Annotated in this window: 21 protein-coding genes; 7 read left to right on the top strand and 14 right to left on the bottom strand. The window is 65.8% G+C overall.

Annotated elements, in window-relative coordinates; genetic code table 11:
* Window positions 1-176: 176 nt before the first annotated feature.
* From FHW81_RS25155 to FHW81_RS25135, 5 genes are all read left to right on the top strand, one after another.
* Window positions 177-1,670 (top strand): RNA polymerase factor sigma-54, encoded by a 1,494-nt coding sequence (locus FHW81_RS25155; protein ID WP_003094357.1) that lies wholly within the window; start codon window positions 177-179, stop codon window positions 1,668-1,670.
* Window positions 1,671-1,747: 77 nt separating this feature from the next.
* On the top strand, window positions 1,748-2,056 hold the full coding sequence (gene hpf, locus FHW81_RS25150; RefSeq protein ID WP_003094359.1) for a ribosome hibernation-promoting factor, HPF/YfiA family: 309 nt from the start codon (window positions 1,748-1,750) through the stop codon (window positions 2,054-2,056).
* Between the two features lie 13 nt (window positions 2,057-2,069).
* The gene (gene ptsN, locus FHW81_RS25145) at window positions 2,070-2,534 is read left to right on the top strand and encodes a PTS IIA-like nitrogen regulatory protein PtsN (protein WP_003098853.1); all 465 of its coding nucleotides are present in this window, start codon (window positions 2,070-2,072) and stop codon (window positions 2,532-2,534) included.
* Window position 2,535: 1 nt separating this feature from the next.
* A complete protein-coding gene (gene rapZ / locus FHW81_RS25140; protein WP_003094361.1) occupies window positions 2,536-3,396 on the top strand; it encodes an RNase adapter RapZ in 861 nt (286 codons plus the stop codon).
* A 29-nt stretch (window positions 3,397-3,425) separates the two neighbouring features.
* A complete protein-coding gene (locus tag FHW81_RS25135) occupies window positions 3,426-3,698 on the top strand; it encodes an HPr family phosphocarrier protein (RefSeq protein WP_003094362.1) in 273 nt (90 codons plus the stop codon).
* A 96-nt stretch (window positions 3,699-3,794) separates the two neighbouring features.
* Here the strand turns inward: FHW81_RS25135 and FHW81_RS25130 are convergent, their stop codons facing one another.
* From FHW81_RS25130 to pmbA, 6 genes are all read right to left on the bottom strand, one after another.
* Window positions 3,795-4,727: a ZIP family metal transporter gene (locus FHW81_RS25130; protein WP_003120918.1), complete on the bottom strand. Its 933-nt coding sequence runs from the start codon at window positions 4,725-4,727 to the stop codon at window positions 3,795-3,797.
* 18 nt (window positions 4,728-4,745) lie between these two features.
* Window positions 4,746-5,357 (bottom strand): superoxide dismutase, encoded by a 612-nt coding sequence (locus FHW81_RS25125; protein WP_003098862.1) that lies wholly within the window; start codon window positions 5,355-5,357, stop codon window positions 4,746-4,748.
* Window positions 5,358-5,369: 12 nt separating this feature from the next.
* Window positions 5,370-5,819: a hypothetical protein gene (locus FHW81_RS25120; RefSeq protein ID WP_003094369.1), complete on the bottom strand. Its 450-nt coding sequence runs from the start codon at window positions 5,817-5,819 to the stop codon at window positions 5,370-5,372.
* Window positions 5,820-5,846: 27 nt separating this feature from the next.
* Complete coding sequence (fumC, locus tag FHW81_RS25115) at window positions 5,847-7,223, bottom strand: class II fumarate hydratase FumC (protein ID WP_003098863.1); 1,377 nt, start codon at window positions 7,221-7,223, stop codon at window positions 5,847-5,849.
* Window positions 7,216-7,611 carry a hypothetical protein gene (locus FHW81_RS25110; RefSeq protein ID WP_033980825.1) on the bottom strand — a complete coding sequence of 132 codons (396 nt, stop codon included), beginning with the start codon at window positions 7,609-7,611 and terminating at the stop codon, window positions 7,216-7,218. The genes fumC and FHW81_RS25110 overlap by 8 nt, the downstream gene beginning before the upstream one ends.
* Window positions 7,612-7,758: 147 nt before the next feature.
* On the bottom strand, window positions 7,759-9,108 hold the full coding sequence (gene pmbA, locus FHW81_RS25105; RefSeq protein ID WP_003123305.1) for a metalloprotease PmbA: 1,350 nt from the start codon (window positions 9,106-9,108) through the stop codon (window positions 7,759-7,761).
* A gap of 98 nt (window positions 9,109-9,206) precedes the next feature.
* Between pmbA and yjgA the strand changes: the two genes are divergently transcribed.
* Window positions 9,207-9,731 carry a ribosome biogenesis factor YjgA gene (gene yjgA, locus FHW81_RS25100; RefSeq protein WP_003094378.1) on the top strand — a complete coding sequence of 175 codons (525 nt, stop codon included), beginning with the start codon at window positions 9,207-9,209 and terminating at the stop codon, window positions 9,729-9,731.
* 30 nt (window positions 9,732-9,761) lie between these two features.
* On the opposite strand, the gene tldD is transcribed toward yjgA, so the two are convergent.
* The 8 genes from tldD to mreB form a co-directional block, all read right to left on the bottom strand.
* Window positions 9,762-11,204: a metalloprotease TldD gene (gene tldD, locus FHW81_RS25095; RefSeq protein WP_003098866.1), complete on the bottom strand. Its 1,443-nt coding sequence runs from the start codon at window positions 11,202-11,204 to the stop codon at window positions 9,762-9,764.
* Between the two features lie 2 nt (window positions 11,205-11,206).
* Complete coding sequence (locus FHW81_RS25090; RefSeq protein ID WP_003098871.1) at window positions 11,207-12,055, bottom strand: carbon-nitrogen hydrolase family protein; 849 nt, start codon at window positions 12,053-12,055, stop codon at window positions 11,207-11,209.
* 49 nt (window positions 12,056-12,104) lie between these two features.
* Window positions 12,105-15,935, bottom strand: coding sequence for a YhdP family protein (locus FHW81_RS25085; RefSeq protein WP_023090831.1), 3,831 nt, complete (start codon window positions 15,933-15,935; stop codon window positions 12,105-12,107).
* Between the two features lie 14 nt (window positions 15,936-15,949).
* Window positions 15,950-17,407: a ribonuclease G gene (gene rng, locus FHW81_RS25080; protein ID WP_012614526.1), complete on the bottom strand. Its 1,458-nt coding sequence runs from the start codon at window positions 17,405-17,407 to the stop codon at window positions 15,950-15,952.
* A gap of 33 nt (window positions 17,408-17,440) precedes the next feature.
* Entirely contained in the window at window positions 17,441-18,046 is a 606-nt protein-coding gene (locus tag FHW81_RS25075) for a Maf family protein (RefSeq protein WP_003110021.1), read from the bottom strand.
* Between the two features lie 89 nt (window positions 18,047-18,135).
* A complete protein-coding gene (gene mreD, locus FHW81_RS25070; protein WP_003094389.1) occupies window positions 18,136-18,630 on the bottom strand; it encodes a rod shape-determining protein MreD in 495 nt (164 codons plus the stop codon).
* On the bottom strand, window positions 18,630-19,670 hold the full coding sequence (gene mreC / locus FHW81_RS25065) for a rod shape-determining protein MreC (protein WP_071534557.1): 1,041 nt from the start codon (window positions 19,668-19,670) through the stop codon (window positions 18,630-18,632). Before mreC ends, mreD begins: the two co-directional genes overlap by 1 nt.
* A 31-nt stretch (window positions 19,671-19,701) precedes the next feature.
* A complete protein-coding gene (gene mreB, locus FHW81_RS25060) occupies window positions 19,702-20,739 on the bottom strand; it encodes a rod shape-determining protein MreB (protein WP_003094393.1) in 1,038 nt (345 codons plus the stop codon).
* A 239-nt stretch (window positions 20,740-20,978) separates the two neighbouring features.
* On the opposite strand from mreB, the gene gatC reads away from it, so the two are divergent.
* Window positions 20,979-21,266, top strand: coding sequence for an Asp-tRNA(Asn)/Glu-tRNA(Gln) amidotransferase subunit GatC (gene gatC / locus FHW81_RS25055; RefSeq protein WP_003094397.1), 288 nt, complete (start codon window positions 20,979-20,981; stop codon window positions 21,264-21,266).
* Window positions 21,267-21,275 lie beyond the last annotated feature (9 nt).

The raw sequence follows: 21,275 nt of genomic DNA, 5'->3' as shown, positions 1-21,275 counted from the left end.
CCGCGGTTTCGCAACCACGAGTGCCGCCTGGAGCGGATGATTTATTCAGAGCAACCCTAGGCAAAGTACGAAAATTCAGGCATATAATTTGCTTCCTGGCGGTGCCGCCACCTCGGCACCCGTAGTAGTGGATGGTGCCATCCGGTACCAGCGAATAAGGTACTAAGCCCTCAGCCATGAAACCATCGCTAGTCCTCAAGATGGGCCAGCAGCTGACGATGACGCCGCAGCTGCAACAGGCCATACGCCTCCTCCAGCTATCCACCCTGGACCTCCAGCAGGAAATCCAGGAAGCGCTGGAATCCAATCCCATGCTCGAACGCCAGGAAGACGGCGACGATTTCGACAACAGCGACCCTCTCGCCGATGGCGCCGAACAGGCGGCCAGCGCGCCCCAGGAGAGCCCCCTCCAGGAAAGCGCCACGCCCAGCGTCGAAAGCCTCGACGACGACCAGTGGAGCGAACGCATACCCAGCGAGTTGCCGGTGGATACCGCCTGGGAAGACATCTACCAGACCAGCGCCAGCAGCCTGCCCAGCAACGACGATGACGAGTGGGACTTCACCGCGCGCACCAGCAGCGGCGAGAGCCTGCACAGCCACCTGCTCTGGCAGGTCAACCTGGCACCGATGTCGGACACCGATCGGATGATCGCGGTGACCATCATCGATAGCATCAACAACGATGGCTACCTCGAAGAGTCCCTCGAAGAAATCCTCGCCGCCATCGATCCGGAACTGGACGTCGAGCTCGACGAAGTGGAAGTCGTGCTGCGCCGCATCCAGCAACTGGAACCCGCCGGCATCGGCGCCCGCAACCTGCGCGAGTGCCTGCTGCTGCAACTGCGCCAGTTGCCGTCCACCACGCCCTGGCTGAACGAAGCGCTGCGCCTGGTATCCGACTACCTCGACCTGCTCGGCGGCCGCGACTACAGCCAATTGATGCGGCGCATGAAGCTCAAGGAAGACGAACTGCGCCAGGTCATCGAGCTGATCCAGTGCCTGCATCCCCGGCCCGGTTCGCAGATCGAATCGAGCGAAGCCGAATACATCGTCCCCGACGTCATCGTGCGCAAGGACAACGAGCGCTGGCTGGTCGAGCTGAACCAGGAGGCGATGCCACGCCTGCGCGTCAACGCCACCTACGCCGGCATGGTCCGCCGCGCCGACAGCAGCGCCGACAATACCTTCATGCGCAACCAGTTGCAGGAAGCCCGCTGGTTCATCAAGAGCCTGCAGAGCCGCAACGAAACGCTGATGAAGGTCGCCACCCAGATCGTCGAGCACCAGCGCGGTTTCCTCGACTACGGCGAAGAAGCCATGAAGCCGCTGGTCCTGCACGACATCGCCGAAGCGGTGGGCATGCACGAATCGACCATTTCGCGGGTCACCACGCAGAAATACATGCATACGCCGCGCGGCATTTTCGAGCTGAAATATTTCTTTTCAAGTCACGTCAGTACCGCCGAAGGCGGGGAATGCTCGTCCACCGCGATCCGCGCGATCATCAAGAAACTGGTGGCCGCGGAAAATGCGAAAAAGCCATTGAGCGACAGCAAGATCGCTGGTTTACTGGAGGCACAGGGCATTCAAGTGGCTCGCCGCACCGTCGCCAAATACCGCGAATCCCTGGGCATAGCCCCTTCGAGCGAGCGCAAGCGACTGGTGTGACGTTGATCCACGCCAAGGTGTTCCGGAGGCAGGTTGCTAACCTGCCACTTACACACGGGCAACAAGGAGAACGCGGTATGCAAGTCAACATCAGTGGCCATCAACTGGATGTGACCGACGCCCTGCGCGACTATGTCGGCGAGAAACTGAGCCGTCTGGAGCGCCATTTCGACAAGATCACCAATGTTCAGGTGATCATGGAGGTCGAGAAACTGAAGCAGAAGATCGAAGCCACCCTGCGCATCGCCGGTGGCGAGATCGTAGCCAATGCGGAACATGAGGACATGTACGCGGCCATCGACCTGCTGATCGACAAACTCGACCGTCAACTGATCAAACACAAAGAGAAGTATCTCGAACGGCAGCAAGGCGTAGGCGCCCGCTGATCTCCCCTCCCCTATGATCCGACTTGAGCAAATCCTGACCCCCGGCCGTTCCCTCGTGAACGTGCCGGGCGGCAGCAAGAAACGCGTACTCGAACAAATCGCCAACCTGGTAGCCAGGGAGCTGCCGGAGTTCGACGCCCAGACCATCTTCGAAAACCTGGTGGCCCGGGAAAAACTCGGTTCCACCGGCTTCGGCAATGGCATCGCCATTCCGCACTGCCGCCTGTCTGGCTGCCAGAGCCCCATCAGCGCCGTGCTGCACCTGGATGCTCCCGTGGACTTCGACGCGCTGGACGGCGCGCCGGTCGACCTGCTCTTCGTCCTGCTGGTACCGGAGGCCGCGACCGAAGAACATCTCGAACTGCTCCGGCAGATCGCCGCCATGCTCGACCGTGCCGACGTACGCGACCGCCTGCGCAGCGCTCCCACCGCCGAAGCGCTTTATCAGATCGTGGTAGACGTACAGAACGGGCAATGACATGCGCCTGATCATCGTCAGTGGCCGCTCGGGCTCGGGCAAGAGCACCGCCCTGAACGTCCTCGAAGACAACGGCTTCTATTGCATCGACAACCTTCCCGCCAGCCTGCTTCCCGACCTGGCGCAGCGCGCCCTGTTGCACACGGAGCTACTGCAGCCACAGGTGGCGGTGTCGATCGACGCCCGCAACCTGCCCAGCCAGTTGCAGCGCTTCCCCGAACTGTTGCAGGAAGTGCGGGACAACCACATCAACTGCGATGTGCTGTATCTCGACGCCGACGACGAGACGCTGCTCAAACGATTCTCGGAAACCCGCCGGCGCCACCCGCTGACCACCGACACCCGTTCGCTGGCGGAGGCGATTGGCGACGAGAGCCAATTGCTCGGACCGATCGCCGACCTCGCCGACCTGAAGCTGGACACCACCAGCCTCAACCTCTATCAGCTGCGCGACACCATCAAACTGCGCCTGTTGAACAAGCCGGAGCCCGGCACCGCGTTCCTCGTCGAATCCTTTGGCTTCAAGCGCGGCATGCCAGTCGACGCCGACCTGGTGTTCGATGTGCGCTGCCTGCCGAACCCCTACTGGAAGCCCGAGTTGCGCGATCATTCGGGGCTGGAGCCGGAAGTCCGCGAGTATCTGGCCGCCCAGCCGGACGTCGAGGAAATGTACCAGGACATCGTCGGCTACCTGAACAAATGGCTGCCGCGCTTCGCCGCCAGTAACCGCTCATATGTAACAGTTGCGATAGGCTGTACCGGCGGGCACCATCGTTCGGTCTACCTCGCCGAGCGGATTGGCGCTGCACTCAGGGATTCCCTGAAGAACGTGCAGATTCGCCACCGCGATCTCAGCAGCTAGCCCATAACAAGAAGGACAGACTCCCCAAGATGCCCGCCCTCGAGATCACCATCATCAACAAGCTCGGTCTGCACGCCCGCGCGGCGGCCAAGTTCGTCGGCGTCGCGGGGCGCTACCCTTGCCAGGTCCGGGTCGGCCGCAATCCTGAAAGCTGCGTCGACGGCAAGAGCATCATGGCCGTGATGATGCTGGCTGCCGGCAAGGGCACCAACCTGCACCTGCATACCGAAGGCGAACAGGAAGACGAGGCGTTGAACGCGCTGGTCGAACTGATCAACAACAGGTTCGACGAGGGCGAGTAGGCTCTTCCCAGCGACAACGAAAAAGCCGCCAACTGGCGGCTTTTCCTTTCCGGCGATTGCGGCCGGCGTCAATTCAGCGCGGGTCGGATGAATCCCCTAGCCCAGCGCGGTATCCAGCACCATCATCAGGCAGAAACCGAACACCAGGCCCAGCGTAGCCTCGGCGGCATGTCCCTGGCGGTGGGACTCGGGAATGATCTCGTGGGTGACCACGAAGAGCATCGCTCCCGCCGCGGCGGCCAGCCCCCAGGGCAGGAGCAGCGCGGAGAGGCCGACCAGCCAGGCGCAGAGCACCGCGAACAGCGGCTCGACCAGGCCCGACGCGGCACCGACCAGCATCGCCTTGAAACGCGACATACCGACTCCGGCCAGCACCAGCGCCACCACCAGACCTTCCGGCACATCCTGCAGAGCGATGCCCAGGGCGAGGCCGTTCGCCTCGTCCAGGCCGGCACCGGCCGACACGCCAACCGCCATGCCTTCGGGGATGTTGTGCAGGACGATGGCCGTGACGAACAGCAGGATGCGCGGGGGAATGCCACCGGACAGTGGCGCGCCCTCGCAACCGGGATGGACGTCCGGCATCAGCCGGCCGAGGATGAACAGCCCCATCACGCCGACCGCCAGGCCGAAGCTGACCAGGAACCCCGCGCCGAACTTCGAGTAGCCGAGGTCGCCGGCCGCGGATAGCGCCGGCATGATCAGCGAGAAGGCCGTCGCCGAGAGCATCACGCCGGCACCGAAGCCCAGCAGCGCATCCGACAGGCGCGCCGGCATGGTCTTCACCACCAGCACCGGCATCGCCCCGAGAGCGGTACCGAAGGCACAGAGCAGGCCGCCTTTCAATGCCAGCACGATGGGCGCCGGCAGGTTGAGTTCGGCCAGCAACAGCGCGTGGCGGCCGAGCAGGTAGCCGCCGCCGATGAAGATCAGCAGGCCCAGCAGGTTGCGCAGCGTCCGCCCGTTACCTTCGGCGATGCCATGGAGCAACGCCTTCATCGCCGCACCGCCAGGCTGCCGGCCAGCCATCTCGCATCACGGGTAACACTAGGCCAGGGCTTGCGCATAGCGACGCGCGACCTCCCGCCAGTCGATCACGTTGTAGAAAGCGCCGATGTATTCCGGGCGGCGGTTCTGGTACTTCAGGTAATAGGCGTGCTCCCATACGTCCAGACCGAGGATCGGCGTATTGCCGTTCATCAGCGGGCTGTCCTGGTTGCCGCTGCTCTCCACCAGCAAGCTGCCCTGGGGAGTCACGCTGAGCCAGGCCCAGCCGCTGCCGAAGCGGGTCAGCGCAGCCTTGGTGAACGCATCCTTGAACGCCTCGAAGCCCCCGAGCTGCTCATCGATGGCCCGCCCCAGGTCGCCATCGGGACGGCCACCGCCCTGGGGCGACATCACGGTCCAGAACAGCGAGTGGTTGGCATGCCCACCGCCATTGTTGACAACCGGGGTGCGCAGCTTCTCCGGCAGACCAGCCAGTTGCCGCAGCAGACTTTCCACCGGCTGCTCGGCATAGGGCGTGCCTTCCAGCGCGGCGTTCAGGTTGTTCACATAGGTCTGGTGGTGCTTGCTGTGGTGGATCTCCATGGTCAGCGCATCGATGTGCGGTTCCAGGGCATCGTAGGCGTAAGGCAAGGGCGGCAAGGCGTGGGGCATGGAAACTCTCCGTCAGTGATAGCGAAGTGAGGGGGGCGGAGCGAGGAACTCGGGTCGGACCTCCGCGTTCGGCGGTCCCTTGAGCAGGCGCTCTGTGCGCGGATAGGCACCGTGTTCGCCGATGAACGACAGCAGTTCGACATAGGTGCGCCGGCTGTGATGCTGGGCCGCCTGGCGCAGGGCCAGCGGCAGCTTCTGGTCGGCGCTGACCCGCAACAGGCGCTCGTGGCAGGCGCACAGGTATTCTGCGGTCTCCTCCGGTTGCTCCAGTTGCAGGTGCAAGTCGGCCAGGTTGTGATGGGAAATGACGAACGCCATCACCGCCTCGTCGGCGTCGCCCCAGCGTTCCAGCAGCACCTGGGCCAGGGCCAGGGCATGGAGGTAGTGCTCACGCGCATCGATCAATGCGCCGGTGACGAAACAGCGGTTGCCCTGTTCGATCGTTCGTTGCCAATGACGCATGGCGGTACCTCCAGTGGTGGGGCGGCCTCAGAGGCCGCCAGCCGTGAGTTTTTCCGGATCCAGCAACACCTCCAGGCGCGCACGGTCCAGATCGGTGTTTTCCAGCGCCACATCGATGATCGGCCGTCCCTCGCGATAGGCCTGCTTGGCGATTTCCGCAGCCTTCTGGTAGCCGATGATCGGGTTCAGCGCAGTGACCAGGATCGGGTTGCGCGCCAACGCCTCGCTGAGCTTGCCCTGGTTGACCTTGAAGCTGGCGATGGCCTTGTCCGCCAGCAGCCGGCTGACGTTGGCCAGCAACTGGATGCTGTGCAACAGGTTGTCCGCCACCAGCGGCAGCATCACGTTCAGTTCGAAGTTGCCCGATTGGCCAGCGACGGCAATGGCGGCGTCATTGCCGATCACCTGGGCGGCGACCATCGCGGTGGCCTCCGGGATCACCGGGTTGACCTTGCCGGGCATGATCGAGGAGCCTGGTTGCAGCGCTTCCAGCTCGATCTCGCCGAGCCCGGCAAGCGGCCCGGAGTTCATCCAGCGCAGGTCGTTGGCCAGCTTCATCAGGGTCACCGCCAGGGTCTTCAACTGGCCGGAAGCAGCGACCGCGGTGTCCTGCGAACCGATCAGGGCGAAGAAGTCGTCGCCGGGGCGGAACGCCAGCCCGGTCAGGTCGTTCAGCTCCTGGCTGAAACGTTCGGCGAACCGAGGATGGGCGTTGATCCCGGTGCCCACCGCGGTGCCGCCCTGTGCCAACTGCTGCAAGGCAGGAAGTACGCTCTCGATGTGCACGCCGGCCTGTCGCACCTGCTGCGCCCAGCCACCGAGCACCTGGCTCATGCGTACCGGCATCGCATCCATCAGGTGGGTGCGGCCGGTCTTCACATAGGCATGCACTTCGCCGGCCTTGCTCTGGATAGTCTGCTCCAGGTGGCGCAGCGCCGGCAGCAGGCGTTCGCTGATCTCGAGGGCGGCACTGATGTGGATGGTCGAGGGAATGATGTCGTTGCTGCTCTGCCCGCAGTTCACATGGTCGTTCGGATTGACCTTGCCGCCCAGGCGACGACTGGCCAGGGTCGCCACCACTTCGTTGGCGTTCATGTTGGAACTGGTGCCGGAGCCGGTCTGGAACACATCCACCGGGAAATGCTGCATGAAGTCCTCCTGCAGCAGTTGCAGGCAGGTCTCGGCGATCGCCTCGCCCATCGGTGCATCCAGTTGCTGCAGGGAGACGTTCGCCCGCGCCGCCGCGGCCTTGGCCAGCAGCAGGGCGCGGACGAAGGCCTGGGGCATGCGTTGGCCGCTGACCGGGAAGTTGTTCACCGCGCGCTGGGTCTGGGCGCCATAGAGGGCGGTCGCCGGGACCGCCAGTTCGCCCATGCTGTCGCGTTCGATGCGGGTGTCAGTCATCTTGGTTTCCTTGTTGCAGGTGATCGAAGCTCATCGACGGCGCCAGGTCCTGCCTGGCCATTCGTACGGAGAGCTGGCGCAGCCGGCGTCGCTGGCTGCCGTTGGTGGTCAGTCGCTGAAGTTCGCAGAGGGGCCGGTAGGCGTAGTCGAGGCAGAGGCTGCGCCAGTGCCAGGGCAATATCGGATCGCGACCGGTATCGAGCAGGAGGTTGTAGGCTTTCTCGAACAGCGGCCAGGCGGCCACACCTTCCCAACCGGCGAGATAGCGCGCCTCGCCGAGGTACTGGTCGAGCAGGCGCGGTTCGTCGGGATCGAGCGCGCAGCGGATCTGCGTGCCCAGCCAGTACCAGTGATCCAATGCTTGCGGGTCGTGCGCCTCGAAGGACATGGCAACCTCACCAGACGATAATGAGATTGATTATTGTTTTCTTCTTGGCAAAAGACAAGCATGGTCCCCATAGAGGCGGACAATTGAACAGGCGGAAACGAAAACGCCAGCGACGAGCGCTGGCGTTTTATAGAGGGAAACCCGGCCTCAGCGCCCGGCCACCATCATCGACTCGACCAGTACAGAACCGGTATGCAGGTTGCCGCGCCGTTCGATGTCCTTGCCGACCGCGACGATACGGCGGAACAGGTCGCGCAGGTTGGCGGCGATGGTGACTTCCTGGACCGGGAACTGGATCTCGCCGTTCTCGACCCAGTAGCCGGCGGCGCCGCGGGAATAATCGCCGGTCACCAGGTTGACGCCCTGCCCCATCAACTCGGTGACCAGCAGGCCACGCCCCATCCTGCGTATGAGAGCGGCCTGGTCCTCGTCGCCATGGCTGACGAACAGGTTATGCACGCCGCCGGCGTTGGCCGTGCTCGGCAGGCCGAGCTTGCGCCCGGAATAGGTGCCCAGGACATAGGACACCAGCTCGCCGTTCTCGACGAATGGCTTGGCATAGGTCGCCAGGCCGTCGCTATCGAAGCTGGCGCTGCCGAGCGCGCCGACCAGGTGCGGCCGCTCGTCGATGCTCAGCCAATCGGGAAACAGGCGCTGGCCCAGCGCGCCTTCGAGGAAGGATGACTTGCGATACAGGCTGCCGCCTGAGATCGCCCCGAGGAAATGGCCGAACAGGCCAACAGCGATTTCCGGAGCGAACAGCACCGGCACTTCGGCGGTCTGCACCGGCCGCGCGCCCAGTCGGCTGGCGGCGCGCTCGGCGGCGCGCCGGCCGATCGACTCGGCGCTGGCCAAGGCCTCGCCACGGCGGTTGACGTCATACCAATAGTCACGCTGCATCTGTCCTTCGCCCTCGGCGATCATCACGCAGCTGAGGCTGTGCCGGGTGCTGGCGTAACCACCGATGAAACCGTGGCTGTTACCGTATACCCGGCAACCCTGGTGGGTATTCAGGGTAGTGCCGTCGGCCTTGGTCACCCGCTTGTCGGCGGCGAACGCCGCTGCCTCGCAAGCCAGGGCTCGTTCCACGGCCTGCTCGGGACTCAGGCTCCATGGATGATAGAGGTCCAGCTCGGGCAACTCGCGGGCCATCAACGCGGCATCGGCGAGACCGGCGCATTCGTCCTCGGAGGTATGGCGGGCGATCGCCAGCGCCGCCGCCACCGTCTCGCGGATGGCCGCCTCGCCGGTCGCCGAGGTGCTCGCCGAGCCCTTGCGCTGGCCTGCGTAGAGGGTGATGCCGAAACCTTGGTCACGGTTGAACTCGACGGTTTCCACCTCGCCCTGGCGCACGCTGGTGGACAGGCCCTGCTCCAGCGACACCGCCACTTCGCAGGCACTGGCGCCCTGGCGGCGGGCCTCGGCGATGATCTGCTCGACCTGCTCGCGAAGGTCCGGAAGCACGGAGGGACCGACTGCCGCGGCATGTAGACTCATCTGTTGACTCTCCTGTTGACGTGGCCGCCCACGCGGCCGGGCCGGACAAGCGGCCCCTGACTCGTTATCATGGCGGCGTTTTCCACTGGACCACCACCATGGCTGAATTTCACGACGACGACTCGCAATTCGAAGAGAAGAGCAAGTCGCAGATCAAACGCGAGCTGCATGCCCTGCAGGACCTCGGCGAGCGCCTGACCACCCTGCAACCGCAGTTGCTGGAGCGCCTGCCGCTCACCGACCCGCTACGCAAGGCGCTGCTCGAGGCGCCGAAGCACAAGGCGCACATCGCCCGCAAACGGCATATCCAGTACATCGGCAAACTGATGCGCGACCAGGACGTGGACGCCATCGTCGCCCTCATCGACCAGGTGGACTCCTCCACCCGCCAGTACAACGAACGTTTCCATGCCCTCGAACGTTGGCGCGACCAGTTGATCGCCGGCGGCGACGCAGCGCTCGACGCCTTCGTCGGGGAGTTCCCCGAGTGCGATCGCCAGCACCTGCGCGGCCTGGTCCGCCACGCCCAGCACGAGGCCGCGCACAACAAACCGCCGGCCGCCGCACGCAAAGTGTTCAAGTACATCCGCGAGCTGGACGAAACCAAGCGCGGCCTGCGCTAGGTTTCGCCGCGCCGGCGCCCGGGCCATGCCTCAGGCGCCGGTGCCGCCGACGGTGATCGCATCGATCTTCAGGGTCGGCTGGCCGACGCCGACCGGCACCGACTGACCGTCCTTCCCGCAGGTTCCCACGCCACTGTCCAGGGCCAGGTCGTTGCCGACCATGGACACCCGGCTCATCGCTTCCGGACCGTTGCCGATCAGGGTGGCGCCTTTCACCGGGGTGGTGATCCTGCCGTTCTCGATCAGGTAGGCCTCGCTGGTGGAGAACACGAACTTGCCGCTGGTGATATCGACCTGGCCACCGCCGAGGTTGGCGCAGTAGATACCCTTCTCCACCGAGGCGATGATTTCCTGCGGATCGCTCTCGCCGGCCAGCATGTAGGTGTTGGTCATGCGTGGCATCGGCAGGTGCGCGTAGGACTCGCGGCGGCCGTTACCGGTGCGCGCCACACCCATCAGGCGGGCGTTGAGCTTGTCCTGCATGTAGCCCTTGAGCACGCCGTTCTCGATCAGCACGTTGCAGTTGCTCGGCGTGCCTTCGTCATCCACGCTCAGCGAGCCGCGACGCCCGGCCAGGGTGCCGTCGTCGACGATGGTGCACAGGCTCGAGGCGACCTTTTCGCCGACCCGGCCGCTGTAGGCGGAGCTGCCCTTGCGGTTGAAGTCGCCCTCCAGGCCGTGGCCGACCGCTTCGTGGAGCAGGACCCCGGACCATCCCGCGCCCATCACCACCGGCAGGGTGCCGGCCGGCGCGGGAATCGCCTCGAGGTTGACCAGCGCCTGGCGCAGGGCCTCGCGGGCGTAGCCCATGGCGCGATCCTCCTGGAGGAAATAGCGATAGTCGGTGCGACCGCCGCCGCCGTGGCCGCCGCGTTCGCGTCGGCCGTTCTGTTCGACGATCACGCTGACGTTGAAACGCACCAGCGGACGAATGTCGGCGGCCAGAGAACCGTCGCTGGCCGCTACCAGGATCTGCTCCCAGACGCCGGCCATGCTCACCGTGACCTGCTGGATGCGGGGATCGAGCGCACGGGTAGCGGCGTCGATCTGCTTCAGCAACTCGACCTTCTCGGCACGGCTGAGCACGTCCAGCGGGTTCTCGCCGGCGTACAGGCGAGCCGGCACCACGGCCTTGAACGCCTGCACGCTGCCGTTCTGTCCCGCACGGGAAATCGAACGGGCCGCCACCGCGGCCTGTTTCAACGCCTCGGCGGTGATCGCATTGCTATAGGCGAAGCCGGTCTTCTCGCCCGACTGCGCGCGTACCCCGACACCCTGGTCGAGATTGAAGCTGCCTTCCTTGACGATGCCGTCCTCGAGCATCCACGACTCGGAGACCTGACTCTGGAAATACAGGTCGGCGGCATCGATGCCCGGGCCGTTCAGTTCATGAAGAATGCCGGGCAGGCTGTCCAGTTCCAGACCACCGGGGGCCAGCAATTGCTGGCTGACGGATGACAACAACTCGCTCATATTCACTCCGTACGCGCCGGCCGCGGTTCGGCCGGCGGGAAAAATCGTCTGTGCGCCACCACCGGCATGCGCCGGCGGATATCCGCCTGTTCTGCGGCGTCGCGCACCGCCAGCAGCACCGCTTCGCCCTGCGGCCGCTCGGCCAGGACCCGGCCCCAGGGATCGACGATGGCCGAATGGCCGAACGTCTCCCGGCCCCGTGGGTGAACGCCACCCTGTCCGGCCGCCAGCAGGTAGCACTGGGTCTCGATGGCACGGGCGCGGACCAGTACCTGCCAGTGCGCCGCGCCGGTCACCGCGGTGAACGCCGACGGCGCCGTGATCAGTTCCGCGCCGGCCTCGCGCAGGGCGGTATAGAGCTCCGGAAAACGCAGGTCGTAGCAGACCGTCAGGCCGAGGCGGCCGACCGGCGTATCCGCCACCACGATATTCTGACCGAAAGCATAGTCGTCGGATTCACGATAGCGGCCCCGCGCATCGGCTACATCCACATCGAACAGGTGCAGCTTGTCGTAGCGGGCGACCCGCTCTCCGTGCTCGTCGATCAGCAGCGAACAGGCATTCGCCTTCGCCTCGGGTTGCCCATCCGGCGGCAGCGGCAACGTTCCGGCGACTATCCACAACCTGAGGTCGCGAGCGGCGGAATTCAACCACGGCAGGATAGGCCCGTTCCCCCGCGCCTCGGCGCGCCCCAGTTCGGCCAGGTCGCGCCGGCCCATGGCGGCGAAGTTTTCCGGTAGCACGGCGAGCCGCGCCCCGCCCTCGGCGGCCTGTTCCAGCAGGCGACGGGCGGCGGCCAGGTTGGCCGTCACGTCGTCCTGGCTGACCATCTGGATCACGGCAATGGACATGGTTTCCTCCTTGCGGACGAAAGCGCCGCGTCGCGGCACCGGGCGCCGCTCAGCGGGGCTTCTCGAATGGCTTGTCGAAGCTGATCTTCGGATCCTGCCAGGGGCCCTTGACGCTGTATTGCACGCTGGCGAAGCGCGAGACCCGGTCGCCGAGCAGCTTGTCGACGACGAAGACCGCGCCGCCGACCGCCGGACCGCCGACTATCAGTGCCGCCAGGGTCAGGTTGTTGGTCAATGGCAAGGTCACCAGCAGCTTGGCGTCGATCCGATCGTGAGCCAGGTCCAGGGTACCGTTCAACTCCAGGTTGCTCGACGGCCCTTCCAGCTTCAGCGGCTCGCGGGTGACGTAGACGCCGTCGGTGGCGGAGAGAACCCCCTTCACCCGGTCATAGCTCAGTCCCTTGCCGAGGATGTCCGAGAAATCCAGGCGCAGCCGGCGGTTGATCGCGTTGAAATTGAGCAGGCCAAACACTCGCAGCGCCTGGGCGCTGCCTTCGACCTCGACGAACTGCCCCTTGCGCAGCGATGCATCCATGCTGCCGCTGAAGCGCTTCAGGGCCATGTAGGCCGGCGATCCCGGCCACTGGCCGTTGATATCCATGCGGAAACGTTCGCTGGTGGCACTCGGCGCGAAATTCCAGGCCTTGAGCACATCCGCCAGGTTCTTGCCCTCGATCCGGCCCTGATAGGTGCTGCGGGTATTGCCCGGACTGCCGTCCCAACGCAGGCTGCCGTTGACGTGCAGGCCACGCAGGTCGAGGTCCAGGTCGTTGAACGCCACGCCGTTGCTGCCCGGCCGTACCTTCAGGCTCCAGGCGCCCAGCGGCTGGCCGCCGAGGGCGACCTGGCCGATCTTCACGTCTACCGCCGGCAGGCTGCGCGGATCGACGGCGGCCAGCGGGTCCGAGTCCTCCACCTTGTTCTCGTCGGGAAGGGTCGACTTCGGCAGGTTCAGGCGGTCCAGATCGACCACGATCGGCGCGCCCCTGGCATCCGGCAGGACCAGGCGCCCCGATGCGAGGTCGCTGACCAGCACCAGTTGCCAGGCCCGCTCCTGGCGGGCCAGGTCGACGGTCAGGTTCTTCAGCTCCTGGCCGAAGCCCTTGAAGCTGTCGATGCGCAGGTCGGCGCCGCGCAGCAGGCCCGCAGCGCTACTGGCGGCCTGGTCGCCGTTGCCGTAGCGCTTCAGGGTGGCCTGCCAGGCGTCCCAGTCCAGTTCCGCCAGACGCCCGCGCACCCGCAGCCCCTGTGCCGAGGGCAGCAACGCCGGGTCACCGCCCAGGCGCAGGGCGCCGCGTCCGTTCAGCGGCTTGTCCGCCGGGGCCGCATAGGCCAGGCTGGCGAGGCCGTCGTAACGCGCCCAGTAACGTCGTTCGGCGCCATCCAGGGTCATCCGCCATTGGGTCGGCCGCGCCTGGGCGGCCGTCTTGCCGAACGGCGCCGGCAGGTCGACGACGGCGCCCTTGAGATCCGAATCGATCTGCAATTGGCTGTCCTTGCCATCCAGCAGCAGGTTGAGCTGGAACGGCAGGCGTCCCGAGACCGGCAACGGACGCTGGCCAGCGCCGAGCCAGTCGCTCAGCGACTTGACCGCCACCTGGCCGTTGAGCAGCAAGCGCGTGCGCGCATCGCCGCGCCCCTCGGCGACGATCCGCCCGCGTACCTCGTTGCCCAGCACCCGGGCCTGCACCGCCGGGGCGCTCAGGCCCTTGGCCAGGTCGAACCGGAAGTCGCCCTTCACTTCGCTCATATCCAGCTTCGGACTGGGCATCTTCAGGGTCGCGCCCACGGTGGAGAAATCCACGACCACCCCGGTCTTGCCGGCCTCGTCGTGGTCCAGCGGAATATCCAGCTTCAGGTGGCCCTGCAAGGGCCCATCGCCCTCCCAGCCGGCGAAGATCTTGCGGGTCGGGATCGGCGCTTCCTGGAGCAGCTTGATGCCGTCCTTCAGGTTACTGTCGACGGCCCCATCCACATACAGGTGCGGCGTCTGTCCCGGACGGCCGAGGGGAATGTCGACCTTGACGTCGCTGACCCGGGAATTCAGCAGATTCCCGCTGGAGGCCAGCACGCGGACTCCGGAATCCTCGACGAACACCTCGCCGACCGTTTTGCTCAAGGCGGGCCAGCCGGGCTGGTAGGCCAGCTCGCCGTCGCGGACCTTGAAGTAGAGGTTCATGACGTGGGCTTCGGCCGCCGCGCCGCGGTTCAGCGAGCCCTGCCACTGGAAGTAGCCCTGCTCGACATGGCCACTGCGGATCGCCGTCTTCAACCAGTTCGCCAGGCTTTTGTTCATTCCCGGCAACTGGGTCGGCAGGTACTTGGCGGTGAAGCGCGCGTCGCCGTCGCTGAGGCCGACCTGCAGGTCCATGTAGTCTTCAGCGCCGGGATCGCGCATCAGGCGGATCAGCATGTCGCCGGCCAGGCGGCCCTCCTCGCCCTCGACCCGCATCAGGTGGCTGCCGAGGGTGAAGGCGCGGTCGTCCAGGCTCCAGAACATCCGCGTGCGGGCCTCGCGGTAGCGCCACGGCTCGGGAAACACCTTGGCCAGGTGCAGCATGAAATCCTGCGCCGATGCGTCGAGCTGGCCTCCAGCCAGGGTGCCGGTCAAGGTGCCGCTGACATTTTCCACTGCCGGAACCTCATGGAACGCCGAGATACCGACCTTTTCCAGGTTGGTCGCGTAGCTGACCCGCTCGGGCACCTCCCGCTGCGGCCAGAAATCGGCGTTCAGGTTGTGCAGGATGCCCTTCGGCTTCAGGCCCGCCACCCACTCCGCCGCCGCGTCCGGCAGCGGCGCCAGCGCTTCTATCGCCGGCACCAGGGGCGTCAGGTCGACGCGGTCGGCCTGCAGCTTCCAGTGTGGCTCGTTGTTCTGCTGGTCGCGACGCAACAGCAACTCCACCTCGCCCCAGCGCTGCTCGCCGAAATTCGCCGCCAGGTCGCCGACCCGAACCTTCCAGCCCTGCGCTTCGCGATCGAAGAACAGGTTCATGCCCAGGTCGTTGATTTCCACCGGCTTGCGCGCGGCATACGACGCCTTCAACTGCGGCGCCAGCAGCCGTGCCACCAGCCGTTGCGCCTTGCCGTCGCGCCAGTCGAACCAGAAGTCGCCGCCGGCCTTGGCCCGGACGATCGTCCATTCCTGGGTCAGACCGGCCGGCAACCATTGTGCCCAGTCGCTCTGCGGCAGGCTGAGATAGAACCTGGCGCTGCTGCGCGGCCAGTCCTCGCTGTCGATCCGCCCTTCGGCGTGCAGCGCCAGGGGTTGGCCATCCGGCAGTTGCAGGCGGGCATCGAGACTCTGCCCACCGACCGATGAACTGCGCAGGGTCGCGCCGACCGCGCTGAGCGACAGCGCTGCGCTTCCCCGCGGCGCCACCTCCAGTTGACTGTCCAGCAGCGAGATGCGTTGGGTCTGCAGCAGGAATTGCAGGAGTTTCCGGGGATCGCTGTGCTTGTCGCTGTGCGGCAGGCCATCCAGGCTCCACTGGCCATCCTCGCCTTCGCGCAGGGTCAGCTTGAGTCCCTCCAGCTCCAGGCTGCCGATCCGCACCTGGCGCGCCAGCAGGCTGCCGAGCAGGTCCGGCGCCAGCCGCACCCGCGCCAGGCGCAGACTCTGTTCGCCGTCGCCGACCTGAATGTCGCGCGCTACCACCAGAGGCTCGAAGCCGCGCCAGGAGCCCGTCAGTTCGGCAATCCGCACCGGTATGCCGAGTTGCTTGCCAGCTTCGTCCTCCAGCTGCTGGCGGTATTCGGCCACCAGCGGCACCAGTTGCCGGCCAAGGCTGACGTACAGCGCCAGCAGCACCAGTACCAGGGCGCACAGACCCAGGACGATCCGTAGCAGTCGCGTTCCGAGGCTTCCCACATCCGCCATTTCAGCCATACGCCTCAGAGCAGGACCACGTCATATTGCTCCTGCGAGTACATCGCCTCGACCTGGAACTTGATGGTGCGGCCGATGAACGCCTCGAGATCGGCGACGTTACCCGACTCCTCGTCGAGCAGCCGGTCCACCACCTTCTGGTTGGCCAGCACCAGGTAGGAGTCGGCCTGGTAGGCACGCGCCTCGCGGAGGATCTCACGGAAAATCTCGTAGCAGGTGGTTTCCGCAGTCTTCAGCATGCCGCGTCCCTGGCAGCAGGGGCACGGCTCGCAGAGGATCTGCACCAGGCTTTCGCGGGTGCGCTTGCGGGTCATCTGCACCAGGCCCAACTCGGTGATGCCGATGATGTTGGTCTTCGCGTGGTCGCGCTCCAGTTGCTTCTCCAGGGTGCGCAGGACCTGCCGGCGATGCTCCTCGTCCTCCATGTCGATGAAGTCGATGATGATGATCCCGCCCAGGTTGCGCAGGCGCAGCTGGCGGGCGATCGCGGTGGCCGCCTCGAGGTTGGTCTTGAAGATGGTTTCCTCGAGGTTGCGATGGCCGACGAAGGCGCCGGTGTTCACGTCGATGGTGGTCATCGCCTCGGTCGGATCGACGATCAGGTAGCCGCCGGACTTCAGCAGTACCTTGCGCTCCAGGGCTTTCTGGATTTCGTCCTCGACGCCGTAGAGATCGAAGATCGGTCGCTCGCCCGGGTAGTGTTCGAGGCGATCGGAAATCTCCGGCATCAATTCTTCGACGAAGGAAGTGATCTTCTGGAAGTTCTCTCGCGAGTCGATGCGGATCTTCTCGATCCGCGGGTTCACCAGGTCGCGCAGTGTACGGATCGCCAGGGACAGGTCTTCGTAGATCACCGAAGGCGCGCCGACGGTCTGGATCTGCGCGGCGATCTGGTCCCATAGCCGGCGAAGGTAGCGGATGTCGGCGAGAATCTCGTCCTCGCCCGCGCCTTCCGCGGCGGTGCGCAGGATGAAGCCGCCCTGTCCCTCGATGCCTTCCGCCGCCACGCAGTCGGCCACCACCTTCTTCAGGCGCTCGCGCTCGTCTTCGTCCTCGATCCGCAGGGATATCCCGACATGGCTGGTGCGCGGCATGTACACCAGATAGCGCGAAGGAATCGACAGGTGGGTGGTCAGCCGTGCGCCCTTGGTGCCGATCGGATCCTTGGTCACCTGCACCACCAGCGCCTGCCCCTCATGGACCAGGGCACTGATGCTTTCCACGGCGCTGCCTTCGCGATTGGATATCTCGGCGGCATGGATGAACGCCGCACGTTCCAGGCCGATGTCGACGAACGCCGCCTGCATCCCCGGCAGTACCCGTACCACCCGCCCCTTGTAGATATTGCCGACGATGCCGCGCCGCTGGGTGCGTTCGACATGCACTTCCTGCAGGACGCCGTTTTCCACCACCGCCACGCGCGACTCCATCGGCGTGATATTGATCAGGATCTCTTCGCTCATGCGTCCACTGTCCTTATTTCGGCGCGTTAGGCGTTACGGCGGGTTGCCACCCACGGGCTGCCAGCAAGGGATGCCGAATTCCCTCAACAGTTCCGCAGTTTCACACAAAGGCAGCCCGACCACCGCACTGTAACTGCCTTCGATGCGACTGACGAATATCGCCCCGAGGCCCTGGATCGCATATCCGCCTGCCTTGTCCGCCGGCTCGCCGCTCTGCCAGTAGCGCAGCGCTTCTTCCGGAGCGACCTGGCGGAAGCGCACCCGGCACTCCACCACCCGCGCCTCGACGCCGCCAGCGGCGGCCAGGGCCACGGCGGTGAGAACCTGGTGTTCGCGCCCGGACAGCGCAGCCAGCATGGCCAGCCCGTCGGCCTGGTCCACGGGCTTGCCGAGAATTCGCCCGTCGATCACCACCGAGGTATCCGCGCCCAGGACACAACCGTCCTCGCCGCGCCCTTCCAGCATAGCCAGCCCGGCGGCCGCCTTGCAGCGCGCCAGGCGCTCGACGTAGGCGGCGGGCGCTTCGTTCGGCAAGGGGGACTCGTCGATAGCGGTGGCGAGCACGGACAGCGGCACGCCGATCTGGGTCAGCAATTCACGGCGACGGGGCGAGGCGGAGGCGAGATACAGCGACGGCATGGAGGCTCCCGGGAAACGCGTCGGGCGATGCGCCGATCACCCGTTTCGAAGAATGACGATATCCGCCGCAGCATAGCTGCGAAGCGGACCTACCTCACGTTGAGACGCAGGCGGACGAACTGCAGCAGGGCGTACACCCAGGGCCAGAGCAGCGCGCTGACCAGGGCCGGGAGCAGGAAGGTCAGGGTCGGCGGACGATTGCCGGTCAGGGCGTTGAGCCAGAGCTGGAGCAGCTGCGCCAGGCCGTAGACCACCACCAGCACCAGGCACTGCTGCCAGGCCGGGAACATGCGCAGGCGCTGGTGCAGGGACAGCACGAGGAAGGTGATCAGGCCGAGGATCAGCGCGTTCTGCCCGAGCAGGTTGCCGTAGAGCACGTCCTGGGCCAGGCCGAGCAGCCAGGCGGTGACCATCCCGACGCGCTCGGGCAGCAGCAACACCCAGTAGGTCAGCAGCATCGCCAGCCACAGCGGGCGGCCGATCTCGGTGAAGGTAGGCATCGGCGCTACGGCCAGCACCAGCCCGACCAGCAGGCTCAGCCAGATCACCCAGACATTGTTCGAACCTTGAGTCGCGCGAGCCATCAGTGGCGTCCCCCGTTGGCCGCCGGAGCGGCAGGCTGCGTGGGGGCTGGCGCGGGCGCGGCGGCGGGCTGCTGCGCAGCGCCCTGGGCTGCCGGGGTGGCCGGCGACGGCGCGGCGGCCGGTTGCGCGGCAGGCTGGGGCGCCTGGGCGCCGGCGGCGGCTTTCTTGTCCGCCTCTTCCTGGGCCTCGGCGGCGTCGTTGGCGCGCTGTTCCGGGGTGCGGCTGTCGCTGAACACCAGCAGCACGTAGCGGCTACGGTTCATCTTCGCGGTCGGCACCGCGCGCACCACGGCGAATGGCTGGCCGGAATCGTGGATCACTTCCTTGACCGTGGCCACCGGATAGCCGGCGGGGAAGCGTTGCCCCAGGCCGGAGCTGACCAGTAGATCGCCTTCCTTGATGTCGGCGGTGTCGGCGACGTAGCGCAATTCCAGGCGCTCGGGATTGCCGGTGCCGACAGCGATGGCGCGCAGGCCGTTGCGATTGACCTGCACCGGGATACTGTGGGTGGTGTCGGTGAGCAGCAGGACCCGCGCGGTATAGGGCATCACCTCGACCACCTGGCCCATCAGGCCGCTGGCATCGAGCACCGGCTGGCCGACGAAGACGCCGTCGTTCTCGCCCTTGTCGATCATGATGCGTTGGGTGAAGGGGTTCGGATCGACGCCGATCAGCTCGCTGACCAGTACCTTGTCGTCGACCAGCGCGGCGGAATTGAGCAGCTCGCGCAGGCGCACGTTCTGCTCGGTGAGCGCGGCGAGTTTCTGCACCCGGCGCTGCATCAGCAGGGACTCGGCCTTGAGGCGTTCGTTCTCGGCGATCAGCTCGCTACGGCTGCTGAACTGGTCGCGCACGCCTTCCCAGGCGCGCACCGGCATTTCCGCCAGGCCGTAGAAAGGCGTGAGCACCATCCCCAGCTTGCTGCGGACGGGCTCCAGATAGTCGAACCGGGCGTCCACCACCATCAGGCTGACCGACAGCACGGCCAGCACCAACAGGCGAACGCCCAGCGACGGGCCTTTGGAGAATAGCGGTTTGATGATCCGCTCCTAGGCGACGATGCTCGCCACCTTACTCGGTGGAGAGCAGGTCCATGGAGTGGCGATCCATCATCTCCAGCGCACGGCCACCGCCGCGAGCCACGCAGGTCAGCGGCTCCTCGGCGACGATCACCGGCAGGCCGGTTTCCTGTGCCAGCAGCTTGTCCAGGTCGCGCAGCAGCGCGCCACCGCCGGTCAGCACCAGGCCGCGCTCGGCGATATCCGAGGCCAGCTCCGGCGGCGATTGCTCGAGGGCGCTCTTGACCGCCTGGACGATGGTCGCCAGGGACTCCTGCAGGGCCTCGAGGACCTCGTTGGAGTTCAGGGTGAAGCTGCGCGGTACGCCTTCGGCCAGGTTACGGCCGCGGACGTCGACTTCGCGAACGTCGCCGCCCGGGAAGGCGGTGCCGATCTCCTGCTTGATGCGCTCGGCGGTGGATTCGCCGATCAGGCTGCCGTAGTTGCGGCGCACGTAGGTGACGATGGCTTCGTCGAAGCGGTCGCCGCCGACGCGGACGGATTCGGCGTAGACCACGCCGTTGAGGGAAATCAGGGCGATCTCGGTAGTGCCGCCGCCGATGTCTACGACCATCGAGCCGCGGGCCTCCTCGACCGGCAGGCCGGCGCCGATGGCAGCAGCCATCGGCTCTTCGATCAGGAACACCTCGCGGGCGCCGGCGCCCAGGGCGGATTCGCGGATGGCCCGGCGCTCGACCTGGGTGGACTTGCACGGTACGCAGATCAGCACGCGCGGGCTGGGCTGCAGGAAGCTGTTCTCGTGAACCTTGTTGATGAAGTACTGCAGCATCTTCTCGCAGACGCTGAAATCCGCGATCACGCCGTCTTTCATCGGACGGATGGCGGCGATGTTGCCCGGGGTACGGCCGAGCATGCGCTTGGCCTCGGTGCCCACGGCGACGACGCTCTTCTGGCTGCCATGGCTGCGAATGGCGACCACGGACGGTTCGTTCAGGACGATGCCGCGCTCGCGCACATAAATAAGGGTATTGGCAGTACCCAGGTCGATCGACAGATCGCTGGAAAACATGCCACGCAATTTTTTGAACATGGGAAAGAAACCCTAGGCGAAGCGTGGGTGAAAAATACGCGGGTAAAAAAGTGCGGCAAACTCTAACAACGACGGGGATTTTGGGCAAGGCGGGCAATATGCTAAATTGCAGGCTTTTCCCGGCCCCACAAGGCCCGTCCAGGCGGAATTAGACCGCCGACCGCGGCATCCGTTCCCTGCCTTATATAACGCATGGCGCCCCGCCGCCCTTCCAAGGCCGCTTTTGCTGGAGACTCCCGATGGCGCTTGAACGCTCCGACGTGGAAAAAATCGCCCATCTCGCCCGCCTGGGCCTGAGCGAGGCCGATCTTCCGCGCACCACCGAGACCCTGAACAACATCCTCGGCCTGATCGACCAGATGCAGGCGGTCGACACCAGCGGCGTCGAACCGCTTGCCCACCCGCTGGAAGCCACCCAGCGCCTGCGTCCGGACGCGGTCACCGAGACCGATCACCGCGACGCCTACCAGACCATCGCCCCCGCCGTGGAAGAAGGTCTGTACCTGGTTCCGAAAGTCATCGAGTAATAAGGACGC

The sequence above is a fragment of the Pseudomonas sp. RC10-4-2 genome (genome assembly GCF_050433085.1).
In the GTDB taxonomy this organism is placed as follows: domain Bacteria; phylum Pseudomonadota; class Gammaproteobacteria; order Pseudomonadales; family Pseudomonadaceae; genus Pseudomonas; species Pseudomonas aeruginosa.
Note: the sequence above shows the minus strand (reverse complement) of the source record. Positions and strands in the feature narration are given on the sequence as shown.

What these genes read in the sequence shown, in the direction of transcription:
- FHW81_RS25155 (WP_003094357.1), top strand. Translation starts at nt 177, where the DNA reads ATGAAACCATCGCTAGTCCTCAAGATGGGCCAGCAGCTGACGATGACG.
- hpf (WP_003094359.1), top strand. Translation starts at nt 1,748, where the DNA reads ATGCAAGTCAACATCAGTGGCCATCAACTGGATGTGACCGACGCCCTG.
- ptsN (WP_003098853.1), top strand. Translation starts at nt 2,070, where the DNA reads ATGATCCGACTTGAGCAAATCCTGACCCCCGGCCGTTCCCTCGTGAAC.
- rapZ (WP_003094361.1), top strand. Translation starts at nt 2,536, where the DNA reads ATGCGCCTGATCATCGTCAGTGGCCGCTCGGGCTCGGGCAAGAGCACC.
- FHW81_RS25135 (WP_003094362.1), top strand. Translation starts at nt 3,426, where the DNA reads ATGCCCGCCCTCGAGATCACCATCATCAACAAGCTCGGTCTGCACGCC.
- FHW81_RS25130 (WP_003120918.1), bottom strand. Translation starts at nt 4,727, where the DNA reads ATGGCTGGCCGGCAGCCTGGCGGTGCGGCGATGAAGGCGTTGCTCCAT.
- FHW81_RS25125 (WP_003098862.1), bottom strand. Translation starts at nt 5,357, where the DNA reads ATGCCCCACGCCTTGCCGCCCTTGCCTTACGCCTACGATGCCCTGGAA.
- FHW81_RS25120 (WP_003094369.1), bottom strand. Translation starts at nt 5,819, where the DNA reads ATGCGTCATTGGCAACGAACGATCGAACAGGGCAACCGCTGTTTCGTC.
- fumC (WP_003098863.1), bottom strand. Translation starts at nt 7,223, where the DNA reads ATGACTGACACCCGCATCGAACGCGACAGCATGGGCGAACTGGCGGTC.
- FHW81_RS25110 (WP_033980825.1), bottom strand. Translation starts at nt 7,611, where the DNA reads ATGTCCTTCGAGGCGCACGACCCGCAAGCATTGGATCACTGGTACTGG.
- pmbA (WP_003123305.1), bottom strand. Translation starts at nt 9,108, where the DNA reads ATGAGTCTACATGCCGCGGCAGTCGGTCCCTCCGTGCTTCCGGACCTT.
- yjgA (WP_003094378.1), top strand. Translation starts at nt 9,207, where the DNA reads ATGGCTGAATTTCACGACGACGACTCGCAATTCGAAGAGAAGAGCAAG.
- tldD (WP_003098866.1), bottom strand. Translation starts at nt 11,204, where the DNA reads ATGAGCGAGTTGTTGTCATCCGTCAGCCAGCAATTGCTGGCCCCCGGT.
- FHW81_RS25090 (WP_003098871.1), bottom strand. Translation starts at nt 12,055, where the DNA reads ATGTCCATTGCCGTGATCCAGATGGTCAGCCAGGACGACGTGACGGCC.
- FHW81_RS25085 (WP_023090831.1), bottom strand. Translation starts at nt 15,935, where the DNA reads ATGGCGGATGTGGGAAGCCTCGGAACGCGACTGCTACGGATCGTCCTG.
- rng (WP_012614526.1), bottom strand. Translation starts at nt 17,407, where the DNA reads ATGAGCGAAGAGATCCTGATCAATATCACGCCGATGGAGTCGCGCGTG.
- FHW81_RS25075 (WP_003110021.1), bottom strand. Translation starts at nt 18,046, where the DNA reads ATGCCGTCGCTGTATCTCGCCTCCGCCTCGCCCCGTCGCCGTGAATTG.
- mreD (WP_003094389.1), bottom strand. Translation starts at nt 18,630, where the DNA reads ATGGCTCGCGCGACTCAAGGTTCGAACAATGTCTGGGTGATCTGGCTG.
- mreB (WP_003094393.1), bottom strand. Translation starts at nt 20,739, where the DNA reads ATGTTCAAAAAATTGCGTGGCATGTTTTCCAGCGATCTGTCGATCGAC.
- gatC (WP_003094397.1), top strand. Translation starts at nt 20,979, where the DNA reads ATGGCGCTTGAACGCTCCGACGTGGAAAAAATCGCCCATCTCGCCCGC.